Source organism: Erwinia sp. JH02 (assembly GCF_013074405.1).
In the GTDB taxonomy this organism is placed as follows: Bacteria; Pseudomonadota; Gammaproteobacteria; order Enterobacterales; family Enterobacteriaceae; genus Erwinia; species Erwinia rhapontici.
The window spans coordinates 1-1225 of the sequence record NZ_JABANZ010000035.1; the positions used below are offsets into that span (position 1 = coordinate 1).

Annotated in this window: 1 protein-coding gene; it reads right to left on the minus strand. The window is 47.8% G+C overall.

The features are described from left to right. Positions 1-9: 9 nt before the first annotated feature. Entirely contained in the window at positions 10-1170 is a 1161-nt protein-coding gene (locus HHI26_RS25340) for an IS30-like element ISCfr4 family transposase (protein WP_171150000.1), read from the minus strand. Positions 1171-1225: the final 55 nt, after the last annotated feature.

The window sequence follows — 1225 nt, forward strand, 5'->3', positions numbered from 1 at the left end:
GCTGTGAGTTCAACTGATGGACGCAACACACTTATTGAACCGTTCTGCGGGTGATTCATAATCTAGCGTTTTTCTCGGCCTTTCGTTGAGCTGTCTGGCAACACTGTTAAGTCTTTGCTGGCTGTGAACCGATAAGTCAGTTCCTTTTGGAAAATATTGTCTGAGCAATCTGTTCGTATTTTCATTTGAGCCACGTTGCCAGGGAGATTGAGGATCACAAAAATAAATCTGAATGTCTGTCGCTACAGTAAATCGTGTGTGGCTGGTCATTTCAGCGCCACGATCCCAAGTTAATGTTTTATAAAGCTCAGCAGGTAATTCCCGGGCTTGTCTGATGAGTGCAGATATAACCGTTATGGTCTTGTTGTCTCTGATCTTCGCCAGCATAACAAAACGGGAATGACGTTCTACGAGGGTGATGATATAGGAGTTTTTCGAGCCCTGAATCAAGTCACCTTCCCAGTGACCTGGAATGGCTCTGTCAGCGGCCTCTGGTGGCCTTTCGCTGATAGGTATCGTGTTCGGGATTGACCCTAATCCTTTCCCTTTAAGCGATGACGTTCTGGATCTACGCACTGCTCTTCCGCTTCTGAGGCATTGCTGCAGCTCTTTTTTTAATGCTCCCCGGGTTTGTATAAAAAGCGTTTTATAAATCGTTTCGTGTGACACATGCATTTCCTGATTATCCGGATAACAGCGTTTCAGACAACCGGCGATCTGTTCCGGCGACCAGTCCTGATGCATCTTCTCTGCAATGATTTTACACAATGCGGGGCTTTCAATTAGCTTGCAAGGTTTTGGTCTCAGCGCATTTACCCACGCAGTAGCATCGGCTTTTGCTGCACGGTATTGTTTTGCACCACCGTGCCTCCTGACCTCGCGGCTAATCGTTGAGGGCGCTCTTGATAATTTGGCGGCGATGTCCCTGATACTGAGTTTTGCTACCAGCCCTCTGGATATCTCCTCTCTTTCATCAAGCGAAAGCGCTAATCGGTGCCGTTTTCGCACGGGAGGACGGTAGCCGCCTGTCTGGTGGATAGTGGGCATAATGGAAGAATGATATCTGTCGAACATTCTGGCGATATCATGCAGGGAATCCCCCTGCTTATATCTGTCCCAGATAATCGCTTTCTGTTCTGGCGTGTAGTAAATGCGCGTTCTTCGTTTCATAGCAACGTCCCCCTTGATTAAGGATAGCGTTGCATCGACCCGTTGAACTCACAGC

What these genes read in the sequence shown, in the direction of transcription:
- HHI26_RS25340 (WP_171150000.1), bottom strand. Translation starts at nt 1,170, where the DNA reads ATGAAACGAAGAACGCGCATTTACTACACGCCAGAACAGAAAGCGATT.